This window comes from Parvimonas sp. M20 (genome assembly GCF_035282425.1).
Taxonomy (GTDB): Bacteria; Bacillota; Clostridia; order Tissierellales; family Peptoniphilaceae; genus Parvimonas.
In genome coordinates this window covers 1-363 of the sequence record NZ_JAYKBQ010000099.1, presented here as the reverse complement: position 1 = coordinate 363, position 363 = coordinate 1, and the positions used below count along the sequence as shown (strand labels likewise).

Here is a 363-nt window from a genome sequence, read left to right as displayed (position 1 = left end):
TTCATCCATTCGAAGTAGCTGCTCTTGCGGGTACGTATCCTCTTGTGGAATTCGTCATCGACCTTTGCAACACTCTCTACCCATTTAGGGGCAATACGTGGTGCTTGCTTTTGTCCTGCGGCAGGCACTCTCATGCCTAGATCTGCCAGCAATGTTTGTGCTGTGGTGATATAGACACGCTTATCCTCAGACCACTGGTGCATCCGACGTTCCCGATTACCACGGATAAACGTATAAGATGCCGCCCATGCTGGAAAGTGACGTAGAATCTCACGGCGCTGTGCCAGCATCGCATTCTTGCCACAGATGATCAGTAACTTTGGTACACCACGCAGATGCATGATCGTCAGGTAGGTAATCGTC

The 363-nt window shown here is 50.4% G+C and carries 1 protein-coding gene; it reads right to left on the bottom strand.

Going from position 1 to position 363, the window contains the following annotated elements; genetic code table 11:
• A partial coding sequence (locus tag VJI93_RS08565) for a hypothetical protein (RefSeq protein WP_324009286.1) occupies positions 1-363 on the bottom strand: 363 nt, incomplete at both ends.